Annotated in this window: 18 protein-coding genes and 3 tRNA genes; 8 read left to right on the plus strand and 13 right to left on the minus strand. The window is 35.7% G+C overall.

Annotation, left to right across the window (positions count from 1 at the left end):
- Nucleotides 1-7 precede the first annotated feature (7 nt).
- The 3 genes from VPHSUH08_RS07465 to VPHSUH08_RS07475 all read right to left on the minus strand — a co-directional run bounded on the left by VPHSUH08_RS07465 (nucleotide 8) and on the right by VPHSUH08_RS07475 (nucleotide 2,393).
- Nucleotides 8-946 (minus strand): phosphodiester glycosidase family protein, encoded by a 939-nt coding sequence (locus tag VPHSUH08_RS07465; RefSeq protein WP_004693677.1) that lies wholly within the window; start codon nucleotides 944-946, stop codon nucleotides 8-10.
- A gap of 11 nt (nucleotides 947-957) precedes the next feature.
- On the minus strand, nucleotides 958-1,761 hold the full coding sequence (locus VPHSUH08_RS07470) for a polysaccharide deacetylase family protein (RefSeq protein WP_105087117.1): 804 nt from the start codon (nucleotides 1,759-1,761) through the stop codon (nucleotides 958-960).
- Between the two features lie 68 nt (nucleotides 1,762-1,829).
- On the minus strand, nucleotides 1,830-2,393 hold the full coding sequence (locus tag VPHSUH08_RS07475; RefSeq protein WP_105087118.1) for a nitroreductase family protein: 564 nt from the start codon (nucleotides 2,391-2,393) through the stop codon (nucleotides 1,830-1,832).
- 205 nt (nucleotides 2,394-2,598) lie between these two features.
- On the opposite strand from VPHSUH08_RS07475, the gene VPHSUH08_RS07480 reads away from it, so the two are divergent.
- A complete protein-coding gene (locus tag VPHSUH08_RS07480; RefSeq protein ID WP_077708181.1) occupies nucleotides 2,599-3,390 on the plus strand; it encodes a carbon-nitrogen family hydrolase in 792 nt (263 codons plus the stop codon).
- A gap of 106 nt (nucleotides 3,391-3,496) precedes the next feature.
- Here the strand turns inward: VPHSUH08_RS07480 and VPHSUH08_RS07485 are convergent, their stop codons facing one another.
- On the minus strand, nucleotides 3,497-3,709 hold the full coding sequence (locus tag VPHSUH08_RS07485) for a hypothetical protein (protein ID WP_077708180.1): 213 nt from the start codon (nucleotides 3,707-3,709) through the stop codon (nucleotides 3,497-3,499).
- 212 nt (nucleotides 3,710-3,921) lie between these two features.
- Between VPHSUH08_RS07485 and VPHSUH08_RS07490 the strand changes: the two genes are divergently transcribed.
- Nucleotides 3,922-5,295, plus strand: a complete 1,374-nt coding sequence (locus tag VPHSUH08_RS07490) for an MFS transporter (RefSeq protein WP_077708179.1) — start codon at nucleotides 3,922-3,924, stop codon at nucleotides 5,293-5,295.
- A 109-nt stretch (nucleotides 5,296-5,404) separates the two neighbouring features.
- Here the strand turns inward: VPHSUH08_RS07490 and VPHSUH08_RS07495 are convergent, their stop codons facing one another.
- Entirely contained in the window at nucleotides 5,405-6,046 is a 642-nt protein-coding gene (locus VPHSUH08_RS07495; protein ID WP_077708178.1) for a hypothetical protein, read from the minus strand.
- 814 nt (nucleotides 6,047-6,860) lie between these two features.
- Between VPHSUH08_RS07495 and VPHSUH08_RS07500 the strand changes: the two genes are divergently transcribed.
- Nucleotides 6,861-7,208, plus strand: coding sequence for a DUF2513 domain-containing protein (locus tag VPHSUH08_RS07500; protein ID WP_077708177.1), 348 nt, complete (start codon nucleotides 6,861-6,863; stop codon nucleotides 7,206-7,208).
- On the opposite strand, the gene VPHSUH08_RS07505 is transcribed toward VPHSUH08_RS07500, so the two are convergent.
- The gene (locus VPHSUH08_RS07505; RefSeq protein WP_077708176.1) at nucleotides 7,179-7,394 is read right to left on the minus strand and encodes a hypothetical protein; all 216 of its coding nucleotides are present in this window, start codon (nucleotides 7,392-7,394) and stop codon (nucleotides 7,179-7,181) included. The two genes, VPHSUH08_RS07500 and VPHSUH08_RS07505, sit on opposite strands and share 30 nt — an antisense overlap.
- Nucleotides 7,395-7,437: 43 nt before the next feature.
- Here VPHSUH08_RS07505 and VPHSUH08_RS07510 point away from each other — a divergent pair, with 43 nt between their 5' ends.
- Together VPHSUH08_RS07510 and VPHSUH08_RS07515 are read left to right on the plus strand one after the other, a co-directional pair.
- A complete protein-coding gene (locus VPHSUH08_RS07510) occupies nucleotides 7,438-7,728 on the plus strand; it encodes a hypothetical protein (RefSeq protein WP_077708175.1) in 291 nt (96 codons plus the stop codon).
- Nucleotides 7,729-7,742: 14 nt separating this feature from the next.
- Nucleotides 7,743-8,219, plus strand: coding sequence for a DUF2321 domain-containing protein (locus tag VPHSUH08_RS07515; protein ID WP_077708174.1), 477 nt, complete (start codon nucleotides 7,743-7,745; stop codon nucleotides 8,217-8,219).
- Nucleotides 8,220-8,500: 281 nt separating this feature from the next.
- On the opposite strand, the gene VPHSUH08_RS09625 is transcribed toward VPHSUH08_RS07515, so the two are convergent.
- Nucleotides 8,501-8,629, minus strand: coding sequence for a hypothetical protein (locus VPHSUH08_RS09625; RefSeq protein ID WP_255401620.1), 129 nt, complete (start codon nucleotides 8,627-8,629; stop codon nucleotides 8,501-8,503).
- 170 nt (nucleotides 8,630-8,799) lie between these two features.
- On the opposite strand from VPHSUH08_RS09625, the gene VPHSUH08_RS07530 reads away from it, so the two are divergent.
- Nucleotides 8,800-9,177: a helix-turn-helix domain-containing protein gene (locus VPHSUH08_RS07530; RefSeq protein WP_077708173.1), complete on the plus strand. Its 378-nt coding sequence runs from the start codon at nucleotides 8,800-8,802 to the stop codon at nucleotides 9,175-9,177.
- Nucleotides 9,178-9,202: 25 nt separating this feature from the next.
- Nucleotides 9,203-10,051: a DNA damage-inducible protein D gene (dinD, locus tag VPHSUH08_RS07535; protein WP_077708172.1), complete on the plus strand. Its 849-nt coding sequence runs from the start codon at nucleotides 9,203-9,205 to the stop codon at nucleotides 10,049-10,051.
- A 163-nt stretch (nucleotides 10,052-10,214) separates the two neighbouring features.
- On the opposite strand, the gene VPHSUH08_RS07545 is transcribed toward dinD, so the two are convergent.
- The 3 genes from VPHSUH08_RS07545 to VPHSUH08_RS07555 form a co-directional block, all read right to left on the minus strand.
- Nucleotides 10,215-10,300, minus strand: a tRNA-Leu gene (locus VPHSUH08_RS07545).
- Nucleotides 10,301-10,312: 12 nt separating this feature from the next.
- Nucleotides 10,313-10,388 (minus strand) — tRNA-Phe (locus VPHSUH08_RS07550).
- Nucleotides 10,389-10,409: 21 nt separating this feature from the next.
- Nucleotides 10,410-10,485: transfer RNA gene (locus VPHSUH08_RS07555), tRNA-Asp, on the minus strand.
- Between the two features lie 335 nt (nucleotides 10,486-10,820).
- On the opposite strand from VPHSUH08_RS07555, the gene VPHSUH08_RS07560 reads away from it, so the two are divergent.
- Nucleotides 10,821-11,441 (plus strand): hypothetical protein, encoded by a 621-nt coding sequence (locus VPHSUH08_RS07560; RefSeq protein ID WP_004693701.1) that lies wholly within the window; start codon nucleotides 10,821-10,823, stop codon nucleotides 11,439-11,441.
- Nucleotides 11,442-11,678: 237 nt separating this feature from the next.
- On the opposite strand, the gene VPHSUH08_RS07565 is transcribed toward VPHSUH08_RS07560, so the two are convergent.
- From VPHSUH08_RS07565 to menE, 3 genes are read right to left on the minus strand one after another with little or no spacing between them, the layout of a single operon-like run.
- On the minus strand, nucleotides 11,679-12,056 hold the full coding sequence (locus VPHSUH08_RS07565) for a PaaI family thioesterase (RefSeq protein WP_105087119.1): 378 nt from the start codon (nucleotides 12,054-12,056) through the stop codon (nucleotides 11,679-11,681).
- Entirely contained in the window at nucleotides 12,053-13,204 is a 1,152-nt protein-coding gene (menC, locus tag VPHSUH08_RS07570) for an o-succinylbenzoate synthase (protein WP_077708119.1), read from the minus strand. Before menC ends, VPHSUH08_RS07565 begins: the two co-directional genes overlap by 4 nt.
- A gap of 7 nt (nucleotides 13,205-13,211) precedes the next feature.
- Nucleotides 13,212-14,624, minus strand: coding sequence for an o-succinylbenzoate--CoA ligase (gene menE / locus VPHSUH08_RS07575; RefSeq protein ID WP_105087120.1), 1,413 nt, complete (start codon nucleotides 14,622-14,624; stop codon nucleotides 13,212-13,214).
- Between the last annotated feature and the right edge of the window lie 211 nt (nucleotides 14,625-14,835).

Here is a 14,835-nt window from a genome sequence, read left to right on the forward strand (position 1 = left end):
TGTCCTCCTATTTCACGATAAACGCCGTTGGGATCATGCGTTCCCCTAACAAATCGGCAGGTTTATTTACGACTTTACCATTTAGGTACAAAGTTGAACTAGAACCGCCATCTAAATTTGCTGCAATGTAGCAACCTTTTTCAAATAGAATATCTTGTACGTCACGCAAGGTAGCCCCAATAGAATACCCTGGTTGGCGACCATCGATTACAAGGAATAGCACTGTACCATCTTTCTTTTGACCGATAGCAGTACGAGGGCCTACGCCCCAGCCTCCATCACCTTCGGTAATCATCTTCTTGCCATCAACGATAAGAGGTGGACCAAAGGTAATACCTTCCATGGCCTTCATATCACTAAGCTGAGTTTTATCATAGTTACCAGCGATAAGATTACCAGATTTAGAGAAACCTACAAAGTCTACGTCTTCATCAGGGCCTACATCCTTACCGATAACGTACTCACCATCATGCAAGATGAAACCATATGGCAAACGGCCTGTACCAGTACCATTAGGGTCGTGGAAACCACCGCCATTAATCGCTGCTACAGCATTATTCATTTTTGCAATATTACTTGTAGTATCGCCTTTTTCTTGAATATTAGCCGCTGTACCTACTTGAATACGACGAGGATCAGGAATTTCTAAAATATAGCCTACATAACGAGCAGACTGGATTTTTTCAAGATTTAAAGTCTTATCTTCACGAGCATTAAACTTGAACAAATCTTGGCTTTTAACAACCCCTACAGTCCCCAAAATAGATTGTAATTCGTCTTCATTAAACAACCACGTAATGTAATGAGGATGGCGAGATTGTAAGATAGCGCCAATTACAGCGCGCTTTACATTATTAAATGGTCCAAAGAGCACCACGAAGGGTGATGTGACAACGGTAAATAAGAACACCATAATGATGAACTTTACCCAATTCTTTTTGAACAATGTATTTCTCCTTATAAATCAGTGAAATGTTCGGTGCTAATGCGTTCTTCAAAATGCTTGATATCCACCGCATTGCCTACCCAAACACGCAAAATATTATATGGATTATCACCAGTATGAGCCCAGCCAGATTTCATAGCCATCCCCATTTTAATGCCAGCCTTTTTAGAGGCTGAGTCGGTGAATTCATTTTTATCTCCATATGGATAGCAGAACCAAGGATTATCCTTAATGCCTACTTCTTTAGAAAGTGCCTCTTGGGCCTTCGTAATATTTTCAATTTGTTTTGCCTCTGACAATTGGCCCATTTCTATGTGTTGGAAACCATGGTTTGAAATAGTAATACCATTTTTGTGCATTTCACGCACTTGATCCCAAGTTAGACGCGTCCCAACATCGCCAGGATTAATAAATACAGTCGCCGGGAATCCATATTCTTTCATAATTGGATATACGATAGAATATGTATCTGCATAACCGTCATCAAAGGTTAACACAACAGGTTTTTCAGGCACCGCAGCACCATTTACAACATAATCATACAATTGATCCATCGTCAATGGATTATAGCCATTATCCTTGAGGAACTTCATTTGTTCTCTAAACAAATCCTCCCGAATAACTGCATCATTATCTTTGTCGTCGCCGACTTTATGATACATAAGAACAGGAATACCCGTTGGATGTACCATCTTAACTTCTTTTGCAGGCGGTACTGAACTAGTAGGTTCTGTTTTTTGTGAAAGTAATCCACAACCTGCCACAACCATTGCCAATACCAAAACTAACAGTGTTACCAACGGAATCCGTCTCATAGGTCCTCCTCTATTAGAACACAATTATATACAGAATATTATAACATTTCCATGAAGAATAGTAAAAATTAACGCTTTATTAGTACTTCATCAATCGATTTTCGAGGTCTAGGATACATAGTTTCATCTGGAATACCTATAGCAATGATTGCCTGTACATCGTGAGGAATATTTAAAAAGGGTTTGCTTTCACACTGCATAAAATACACATCATTCATCCATAGTGTACCTAACCCAATTGCTTTTGCCCCCAATAAAATATGTTCTATAAAAGCGCCAATAGCTTGTAAGTCACTTTTCTCCCACACGCGAGTATAGTCAGGCAAGTGATCATAAGGATTAAACACAAATAGCAAGTCACTAGCAGTTTGCATAGCCTTAAGACTAATCTCTAAACTACCAAAATGTTCCTTATGTTCTTTATATTGCTCTAACACCTGAAAGCCTAAATTCACAAAATGTTCTTTCTCCACTGCCGTCACATGAATAACCTGCCAGGGCTGACGATTTTTAGGGGATGGAGCTCGCATTCCGAGAGCTACCAAATTTTGAATTATGTCTTCTCCAACCGAAGAAGATTTTTTATACCGACGTACGCTAGTTCGCGCATTTATAACATCTATTATTTCCATATTTTCACCAAAAGATCTAACATTATCTAAAGTAATAACCTATATCTCCATAAATAGTATGCAAACTATTATTATCAAAAGATTGTAAAAAAATTAAACTAGCTTTATCGACTCTTATATTGTAATACACTCAATAATGCTTTAATATTCTAATTATAATACACATTACTAGAATTATATTCATCTAATAGATAAAGGATTCTCTATGAAAAAACGCTTAAGCCTTATACAAATGGACGTCCATGTAAACGAAGTGGAATACAATTATGCGCGCGTCCAAGAATTACTTTCACAAGCCCTATCAGAAAAGCCTGACATTATCGTCTTGCCCGAAACATGGAATACAGGATTTCATCCATCTAAGGATTTAATCAATATTTCTGACAGAAATGGAGAAAGAACAAAAGCTTTATTAAGTACATTCGCAAAAGAACACAATGTAAACATTGTGGGCGGTTCTGTAGCCGTAGCAAAAGAGGATTTAGTATTTAATACCTCCTATGCTTACAACCGTGAAGGCAAGCTCGTAGGAGAGTATTCCAAAATGCACGGATTTAGTCCTGCTAAAGAGGACCAATACTTCGCTAGCGGTACGCATACCACTCATTTCGAATTGGATGGTATTCCTTGTAGTACGGTTATCTGTTACGATATTCGCTTTCCTGAGCTCGTAAGAATGGCTGCATTATCAAATACAGAGTTATTATTTGTACCTGCTCAATGGCCTACTATGCGTTTACGCCACTGGCAAGTATTAAACGAAGTGCGCGCCATTGAAAACCAACTCTTCTTATGTGCTGTCAACGGCTGTGGTACAGTAGGTCGAGTTCAAAGCACTGGTCACTCCGCTGTATACGATCCATGGGGTACAAACCTCCTCGAAATGGACACTAGGGAGGGCATCTCATCTGTAGATATCGACCTCACCGTAGTAGAAGATATCCGTAACAAAATCAACATCTTTAGAGATCGCAAACCTGAACTCTACAAACTATAAAACAAAGGCACATTGTATTGAACACCCATCTAAAATTATTTCATTGTTAGATAGCCTGTTCATATGACAATGTGCCTTTTTATTTTATTTATGGGATTCATATACATTAAAACTCAATAAGCTTCCACATCTCCTCTGGAACCTGTTCTAGAGGTTTATTTTTTGCAATTGCTCCTTTTAGAATATCAATAGTATCTTGCACCTCTTGTTTATCCTTTGTATTAGGATCATGAAGGATGACACGATTTAAAGAATCTTCACCAAATTGTTTTACATATTCTTTTTCTACTTGATTAAGTTCACGGCGTAAGTATTTCATAGATTATAACCTCCCCATATATTTAATCTAATATATTAAGAAGTACTTGTCTATAATTCAAATGTTTTCTATACGTATCTTCAGCTAATAATAAACAATTTAATGTTGCAAATTAATATTTTTATCTCATAAATCATTTACATGAATTCTATAGAAATGGTAGTATTAACAATGCAATAGGATTTAGTTATTAAGAAAGAAAGGTAATAACTATGTTTTCATTTCTACAACCCAAAGAGGCAAAATCATCAGTGCCACAAAGCATGATTATGAATCTATATTATAAATATAGATTGCAATCATTAATTGGTATTTTTATAGGTTATGCTGCGTACTATATTGTTCGTAATAACTTTGCCTTATCAACACACTTTTTATCAGATATCCTCCATATGAGCAAAACAGAAATTGGTTTGCTATCTAGTGGTATGCTTATCGCTTATGGTCTAAGTAAAGGCTTTATGAGTAGTCTTGCGGACAAAGCAAGTCCTGCCAAGTTTATGGCTTTCGGTCTCATTTGCTGTGCAATTATCAATATCTTTATGAGCTTTGCCGATAGTCTCGCCTTCTTCTTAGTTTTAGTAGTACTAAATGGCTTTTTCCAAGGATTTGGTGTAGGACCATCCTTTATCACCTTAGCTAAATGGTACCCAAAACAGGAACGTGGCCGTTATGGAGCTATCTGGAATATTTCCCATAATCTCGGTGGTGGTATCGTAGCCCCAATCGTAGCTGCCGCATTATATTTTACTACTACAGATCACTGGCAATTAGGGAGTTATGGTGTACCAGCGCTTATTGCAATTATCATAGCAATTGCCATTTCTTTCTTAATCAAAGAAAGCCCTGAACGTGAAGGCTTACCACCAACAAGTGAAATCATCGCTGACACAGCTCATAAGGCGCACAGAAGTTCTGAAGCCCCCCATATGAGCACAAGAGAAATCTTTGTAAAATACGTATTGAAAAATAAAAACGCTTGGTATGTATCATTAGTTGACACCTTCGTTTACATGATTCGCTTTGGTATGCTTACGTGGCTTCCAATTTATTTATTGCAAGTAAAGGGGTTTTCCAAAGCAGAAATGTCTGTTGCCTTTTTATTCTTTGAATGGGCGGCTATCCCTTCTACTATTTTTGCTGGTTACATTTCCGATAAATTCTTTAAAGGTTATCGCATGCCACCTGCAATCATTGCTATAAGTATTATCTTCTTCTGTATATTTGGTTATTGGCAAAGCGAGTCTCTCTTATGGGTTACTTTCTTCGCTGCTATTGTAGGTTGTTTAATCTACATTCCTCAATTCTTAGCTTCAGTACAAACTATGGATATTGTACCACCATTTGCAGTAGGTTCTGCTGTTGGTCTTCGTGGATTCATGAGTTACATTGTTGGTGCAAACTTAGGTACAACACTATTTGGTGTTTTAGCAGATAAATTTGGTTGGAATGCAGGTTTCTATCTTTTATTAGTAGCATGTGTTCTTTGTATTACATTCTGTGTATTGGCTCATTTTGGCGCCAAAGAATTAGATGCTAAAGAAGCTGAACTTGAACAACTTCAACCAGCTGAAGCTAATAGCTAACCCCTAACAAATAAATCCTATAGTAAAAAGGTCGTAATATGTATTAATACATGTTACGACCTTTTATTTGCCCCACGAAAGGGACTCCTATATAACCAATGTGTTTTCATCAACGCATAGTTCTGGAAATAATGAAAGCACAAGCCACAATGATACCAAGGACTATACTCCCAGCTACTATATAAGGCCAGGTAAGTACATCCCGTACATCATTCAATATTTTTATATCAAAGATTGGCATATAAAGTAGTAAGTTCCCCAAAATCCAACCGATTGGTCCTATGAACTTTAGCTTCTTAATCGTATCCATTTTATCTAGAATAGACTCGGTTACCTCTGAATCCTTTTCGACAGATACGTATTCTTTATTAATGTAAAAGCCTTTTGAATATTCCGTTTCAAAAGCCCACTCTTGAACAGAAAACGTAGCAGTACCATCAGCATTTTCATACTCTTTATATTTAGCAGTATCAGTAGTACCTACGTCTACCTCACCCCAAGTGCCCGTTACCATCTCATAACCACTATCTATGAGTTTCATATCGGCTGGTAGTGCTTTTCCACACAACTTGGAAAACTGGTACGCATCTCGCTTCTTATCCCAACTGAGCCAAAACTCTGCATTATTCTTATGTCTAACTAACTTATACTCATACCCAATTTTTCCATGAGTATCAATATAGCGTATTTTGCCTAAAATCGTATATAAATCCCTTCGGATACGTAATGTCTCGCCATAATTAAAAATCATAATCTTCTCTCATACTGAAAACTATATATAAATGTATATTACTAATTACTATGATTGTACACAGAATCTAGAAGTATGCCAATACAGTTATAAAAAGAATCACTTTATAAGGAAGAACAAAATAATTGATGATTAGGATTATACCAGAATATATAAGATACTCCTTAACTTACATACCCTATAAATCTCTTCTTACCTTTTAATCTCAATGGAAACATCCTATCATATTTTTCCATATATATTAGTTTATTATATCCTTTTTAGTCTTTTTACACTTCACTGGCAGAAACAGAATTATTATTTTACCCAATTGTCTTTCCGCGTAAAGCAGTTTTCACTTGACACCATAATTGAGTTTCATTAACTACTAACCTAAATATAATTTCTGAATATAATATACATCCCTCTTTTCTGCCCAGGCAATATTGGTATAAAAGCAAGCGTTAAAATATTCCACATCATACTTACTCATTCAATTTCAGCTTTTATAGTTCTAATTTTATTTTTTCTACTTTTAATTGCCGCCTCTATCCTATTAGTGATTTTTTGCCTCTACCAGATATTTGTTAAGATTAATTGACACAATTTTAAGCACTATGAACCCAATATTATATAAGTACCACTTATATAATATTGGTTACTCTTTTACTATTTTCTATCTATTTTCTTCTTAAGATCCTCTTTTAACTTTCTTTTCATATTTATTTCATGTTTATTTCATGTTTATTAATAAGTTGTTGTTATAATTCAAGCAGTGATAGACAATGAGATATGCTAATATCACTTATTTCCTTTAACGAAAGGAGGTGAAACTATGAAAATAGATTATTCTTTGTGCAGAGATATATTATTAGCAGTTCAAGATTTCCCTCTTCCAACAGTTAATAATAATGACTCAATCAACTTCCCTGATATCAACAGGCTTACTATTGACTATCACATTTATATCCTTATACAGAATGGTCTATTGTCTGGCTTAAATGCTAGCTCTAAATCAAGAGATTATTTATATTTAGAACTAGCATTAACACATGATGGGCAACAGTTTGTTGATTTATTATCTAGCGATACGATATGGAACAAAGTAAAAGATTACGCTATCCAAAAGGCAATCCCTTTAACATTTGATACTTTAATCCACATTGCACAAAGTTTGCTTTGATAGTTTCTTCAACTCCTCCTTCTCTCCATACTTGGCTAAATAATAGATTACATCCATTCTTTCTGAATTCCAATGTGGGTATTTTTTAAGATTATCTACAGTCATTGTTTTAAGTTGAACGTAAAATGCTAATCTATTAACCTGAAAGTGTTTGCTATCTTTAATTTCTCTTTCTTGTTTAATCATTTTTTCTCCATTTCTTTTAAGTTTCTAAAAGGACGTGATTATAATGGCAGTATTCTTAGTAAGTTATGATTTAAATAAGCAAGGTCAAAATTACACAAATTTAATCAATGCAATCAAAACTTATGATGCCTATATTAAGTGTTTACATTCTCAATGGTTAATTTCTACCAACGATAATATCGACTCAGTCTACGTATATTTAAGTAATAAAATAGATAACAACGATCTTTTACTTATTACCCCAATTGTGCAACCGTTTTATGCTACGCTCCAATCAGATGTTATTTCATGGCTTAAACATGAACAAAATTTGGGCCATATCCCTACAATTTAAAGGTGGTGATTATAATGGGTACTTATCGAACTGCGCAAGTTTGTAAAAATGGTCATGTTATTACATCTAATATTCATAACTCTGCTCACCTATCTAATTTCTGTCCTGAATGTAGAGCTGAAACTATAACTTCTTGTCCAAACTGTAATACCCCTATTCGTGGTGAATATGATGTTCCTGGTGTTATTAGCTTTTCAACCTATACACCCCCTAAATACTGTCATCATTGTGGATATCCATTCCCATGGACAGAAGAAAAAATAAATTCGATTTCTAAACTTCTAGACATGCAGGACCAATTAACAGAAGAAGAAAAAAAACATTTTATGTCCTACTTACCAGTTATTTTTTCTGAAACTCCTCAATCAGAGGTATCCGCTTTACAATTAAAATTATTGTTTAATAAGCTTCCTTCTGAAATCAGTTCTTTAGCTAAAAGACTTATTTCTGATGCTATATCTGAAGGTATTAGAAATATTCTTTTCCCTTGATACATTCAATTAACAACTTATAACCTTTGCATTTATCAAAACCACAATTATATTTTTTCTTTACTACCCAACAATCACATATAGCTTATAATTTTGCCCCACAATGTTCACAGAAATTTCCACCTATCACTTCTATATTACATTTGGGGCATTTTACTTTTCCTGTTTCTTGTTTCATTTGTATCACTTCATTTTTTGTAACTTATTAAGTTGCATTCTTTGCACGAAAAATAGACAAAGGAGCTCCAATTGAAAGGTAGTCAATCATAACTTCAATCTCATCAGCCCAAACACTCCTTTTTTAATTTTAAAAAGAATGTTTTAGGTGTAATTCCGAGCGCCTTAGCTACTTCATTTTGTATTTTCCCAGCACTTACAATTGCTCCTTTTAACTTATTTACATCAATCAATATATCGCCTCCTTTTTCTATTTATAACTTTTTAAGTTGCTTATAGAACAATTTAGCAATAGTAACCTATCAAGTTATTTTTGTAAATATTTTTTACAAAAATGTTGCCCACAAAGTTAAGACAGTGTAATATTAACTCATAAGGAGACTATTAAGAGCGAGGTAAACCCATGACTACTAATAAAGGAGATAGAATTAAAAATCTCAGAATTAACAATAAGATGACTCTAGAAGAAGTCGGTGAAAAAATCGGTGTTTCAAAACAAACATTATATAAATATGAGAATAATATTATTACAAATATTCCCTCTGATAAAATCGAAGGATTAGCAAGGGTTTTTAATATATCGCCTGCAGTGATAATGGGCTGGGATAAAGACGATGAGCAATACTACCAAGATAAAGAAGCTGCAGAGTATGCTGAAATATTGCACACACGCCCAGAAATGCGTTTATTGTTTTCCGCATCAAGAGAGATCTCTAAAGAGGAAATGCAAGAAGTGGTAAACTACATAGAATTTATAAAATCTAGACATAAAAATAAGTAAGATATATAGATAACAGGAGGTTTATATGTTTTTCTTTTTCCCTGAAGAGAGTCCTAGCAATGCAGACAATACTTATCAGTCCCCTTTTGAATCAATTAAACAAATAGATGATGATGGCAATGAGTATTGGTATGCTCGAGATTTACAAGAAATACTCGAATACTCAGAATGGAGAAATTTTAGTAAAATTATTGAAAAGGCTAAAAGTGCTTGTGAAACCAGTGGTCATGCAGTTCAATCCGAATTTGTTGACGTCAACAAATTGGTAGATGTTGGGGCTAACTTACAACGTAGTATACAAGATATAGTACTCTCTAGATATGCTTGTTACTTAATTGCTATGAATGGCAATCCTCGTAAAGAGGTAATTGCATTAGCTCAAACCTATTTTGCTGTGAAAACTCACGAGCAAGAGCAATTAGAATTACAAAAAGAAGATAGCTTACGTTTACAAATCCGACAAGATATTAAAGAGCATAATATATCTTTAGCTGAAGCTGCTAACCAAGCAGGTATAAAAGAACCTAAAGATTATGCTATTTTTCAAAACGAAGGCTATAAGGGTTTATATGGAGGTTTGGGCGTAAAGCAAATTCACGCTAAAAAAGGTCTAAAAAAATCTCAGAAGATTTTAGATCATATGGGTAGTACCGAACTTGCTGCTAATCTATTCCGATCTACACAAACTGATGAAAAATTGCGCCGGGAAGGAATAAAAGGAAAAGAAAACGCTAATAAAATTCATCATGACGTTGGGGCAAAGGTACGTCAAACTATCAAAGAATTAGGCGGTACCATGCCTGAAGATTTAGAAACACCGACTAAAAGCATCCAACAAATAAGAAAAGAAAGCAAAAAAGCGCTTTCAAAATAATACACAAGGAAGAGTGTTACTATTGGTTGTAAATTTGATTTACTGCGATTTACCACATGCCAACGCTGTGTCGGAGGAATGTGATGATATAGATACCTATAATATCTACATAAATAAAAATAAGGGCTTACAGAATTACCTGTAAACCCTTATTTTATTAGCTTGGTGCGGTTGGCGGGACTTGAACCCGCACGAGCGTTAGCTCACCACCCCCTCAAGATGGCGTGTCTGCCATTCCACCACAACCGCATGGAATACAAATGGTGCCTCAGGACAGAATCGAACTGTCGACACACGGATTTTCAGTCCGTTGCTCTACCAACTGAGCTACCGAGGCATGATTTTTTGTAAAAAAAAATGGCGACCCCGATCAGATTTGAACTGACGATCTTCGCCGTGACAGGGCGACATGTTAACCGCTACACCACGGGGCCGCGTATCAACTCGCGTTGACTACTTGTACATAATATCATGGATTTTAGAGCAATGCAACTATTTTTTTAAAAAATATTATTACAAATCTATGAAAATAATTGATTATATTTGATAATCGTTATTTTATAGCTTTTATAAAAGTATATCTATATTATATTACAGGAATCCACCCTTTATCGTCATAATTCGTCAGTTTTCGCAATAGTACAATTTTCTCTATAAGCTTCACTAGGTATACCCTTTACTAGAAATCATCCTATTCTTTACTCAATATGCTACAATATGTATATATTCAGTATGAAAATGCCTCTATAGAAATATGAAAGGATTCGCTATGAATAAGTTCAATTCAAAAGGTGTTATTATCGCTCTTATCATAGCTATTGTAGGAGCGATGGCCGCAGCATGGTACTTTTTATGGTATGTACCACATACACCAGCCTACACATTAAAAATCATTCACCAAGCAGTACAAGATAAAGATGCAGACGAAGCATTGCGCCACGTAGATATAAAATCCATTGTAAAAAACATTGTAGAACGAGAAGGCAATAAATATGTCGATACATCTACCCCACTTGGCAAAGCTACAATAGCAGCTACCAAAACATTTGGACCAGCTCTTCTCGAAGACGTAATACGAACATATATCGAAGATCCTGACAGCTTTAAATCTGAATCACCTACCAATAATACTACTACAGCAAATGATGATAATAAGTCTATGGTAGATCGTCTTGTAGAAGGTCGCCTATTTAAGGAACATGATGTAGAGGTTAAAAACCTAAAGTCAGAAGATAATGGTGATAAGGCTACTGTGACTGTAACGATACAAAATAATAAAAAGAATATGACAAAAGATATAAAAGTTTTGATGCGTCATTTAGGAGATGGAACATGGGTTATTTACGATATTCCTGATATCGAGGATCTATATACCATCACCAGAAAATAAATATCTTCGTCTTTTCTAACATTTTAAATTGCAGATCTTAGAAAATATAAAAAAGAGTTATGTCGTTTTTCTAGATGAGCTATTTACATTATAAAACCAACAAAGGACAGTATCTACCGAAAAGTATATACTGTCCTTTTATTATCCTATAATCTTAACAATCGTAAGTTCTCATGTAAGACGAAATTATACATAACTTAATTAGCAAATATAACTAAATCCTTTAAAAATGGGATTTTATCTATCAAAATCTACAATAGCCAAGGTTACAGTCACTTGTGAAATAAGGCGTTGTGCATCATCTATCATATCAAAGCGCCATACGTGGGATGTTTTGCCTTTCACTAGTAGTGTTCCTAATGCTGTTAAAGTTCCTTCGCATGTTACAGGACGTAGGTGATTAGCAGTTACAGACTGGCCTACGCCAAATTTATGAGAACCTACCAGCTCATTGCTCATCATGCCTGCAATAATTTCTGCAAAAGCTAAGGTAGCACCACCATTTAAATAGCCTTGCGGTTGTTTATGAAATTCATTTAAATTCATTTTTGCAATACATGTAGTGTCGCTCGTCATACGAGGTACATCGATTTGTAAGGATTCAATTAAATTCATAGTGTTCGTTTCTCCATACAATAGGCTTCTAGCCGGTCATCAAAGACTGTTACACCTAGTCCATCACCATCAGGGACCTGCATAATACCCTCTTTAAAGGTTAAATCTGGGAAAATAAGATCTTGTTCAAAATATCGATTTGAATCGGACAAATCCCCTGCCATATAGGAATCCCCTAAAGCGGATAGCTGGACATGAAGCATTTTAGAAACCCCTGACTCTACCATGCTACCAATCCAATAGGGAATATGACGTTCTCTACATAGATTAATAGCTGCTTTTGTTGGAATAAGCCCACCCATGCGCCCTACTTTTATATTAAGCACATCAATCAAACCATATTCGATAGCATAGGACAAATCATCATATCCTAAAATGGACTCATCTAAACAAATTGGCGTATAGATTTTCCAATCACCATGCTCAAGACGCTCCCACTTCCAATCTTTATAAGATTGAAGGTTTGCCATCGCAAAGGGCTCTTCAATACAAGCTAGACCTAAATCATCATACTGACGGACCTTATCTATTTCTTGATATGAATAGCTTCGATTTGCATCAGCCGCTAAAACTAAATCCGGATAATGTTTGCGAACTAAAGCTACGCGTTCATAACCATCTATAGGATTTACCTTTAATTTAATCCGCTTACAACCATTTATTACATGATGCGCTACAACATCAAGTAATTGGTCTATTGGCACATCACCGACGACGATACCACTTTCAATTGTCTCTTGTAAAGGTTGATCCATAATGTAGGAAACAGAATTTACACCTATCCGTTCACAATGAAGATGAATAAGCGCATTTTCTAGAGCCGCAATAGCCATAGGCATATTGTCTCGATTGCGCCAAAATTGTAATTGTCGTACATAGGTCATCAGTGGCTTAGGCCGCATCAAGCGCAGATTAAAGATATAATCATCTACTAAGGTTTTCCAACAGGTTTCTACGGTCTCAAATGTATAGAATGGCTCTGTGAAAGCTACGCATTCCCCATATCCTACATACCCTTGTTGGTCTTCAATGCGAACGACGATAGTCTCTCTTTCTTTCACCTCGCCCTTGGCAGTCTTAAAATTGAACTTCAGCGGCAATTTAAGGCGATATGTAGTTATACTTTTAAAGTTTAAAATATCATTCATAGGCGCCTCAATTTTCTAATTTCAATTCATTACGCAATATTTTGCCAGTTCCATTTCGAGGCAATGCGGTTAATACTTTTACATATTTCGGAATCTTATATTTTGCTAAAAAGTCTGTCATAAAGGCTAGAATATTCTCTGGTGGCAGACTTTTACCATCATGAAAGGCCACAAAGAGGGCTGGCACTTGTCCCCATTTAGTATCAGGTACAGGCACAACGGCGCATTCCTTTACCGATGGCAACGTATAGACCAAATCCTCTAGTTCCTTAGGGTATATATTTTCACCCCCAGAAATGATGAGATCCTTACGACGATTCAAAATATAAACGAAACTGTCCTCATCGATGTAACCAATATCATCTGTATTAAAGTCTCCATCAATAGGTTCCTTGTTGATGTAACCAGTCATAACCATAGGGCCCATCAAATGAATTTCGCCTACCCCATCTGTATCAGGATTATCGATACGAACCTGCATGCCAGGCAATGGCTTACCTACAGATTCTCGTTTATGAGGATAATCCAATATCGAGAAGGTCACGCTTTGACTAAAGGTTTCCGTCATACCGTAAGTCTTATAGATAGGCAGAGATTTCTTTTCACAAGCATCGATGAGCGCCATGGGAATGAATTCTCCACCGAGCAAGATAACGCGTAACGTATGATGTGTAATATGTGGCTCTAATTGAGTCAAAATGGTAGGCACTAAAGACATCATATTAATATTTTCAGATTCTATAAGTTTAAGAACTTGAGCTTCATCATATTTAGGCAAAATAGTGACAGCCGTCCCGTTGAAAAGAGACCTCATCAAAATAGATAAACCACTCACATGGAATAAAGGCAGTACCATAAGCCAATTATCCTGCTCTGTTTTTCCTAGTACCTCTTGGGAGGCTTGTACATGAGCTTTAATTTGTCCCCATCTAAGCGGCACAGACTTAAATTGCCCCGTAGTAGCGCTCGTATTCATGATAGCAGCAATGTCTGCATCCGTAAATATCCAATCAAAGAAGTCCTCGACCGATAAATCTGATAGAATACTTTCTAGAGTTTCAAACTCAATTGCAACAACTGAATTAGAGGCCTTCGAATCAACGAAATGAGATAATTGATTACGTCGTTCTTTACTATGTAATACGGTGGTAACACCTAGTTGATCCAATTGGTTTTCTATTTCCTTTGGCTTAAGATGTACATTAAGTAAAAGTACCTCTTTATGAACTAGCATAGCAGCCAACACATACATTGCCATGTTCACAGAGTTATCAGACAAGATGGCTACTCGAGAGGCTTCTAAAGACACTAAATTACGAGCTACATGGAGTACGCCACGGTATATATCGTTATAGGTGTATTCATTTATGCATATGCAATTAGGATAGTGCTGTGCACCATAACGTAACCACTCCATCATCTCACCTCGTATCTAAAGCTAATGACTAATAAGTAATCACTAAATACTAAATGCTAATTACCATTTACCAATAAGTAGTAAGTAATAAGTAATAAGTAATAGTAATAATTGAAATATGATAAATAAAGAGATATTACAAGAAAGGCGCCTCCTATAGAGGCGCACTTGTCGTTTTAACAGTTAATATAGTCCGTCATATAGGACTGTATCG

It is taken from the genome of Veillonella sp. S13054-11 (genome assembly GCF_002959795.1).
GTDB lineage: Bacteria > Bacillota > Negativicutes > Veillonellales > Veillonellaceae > Veillonella > Veillonella parvula_E.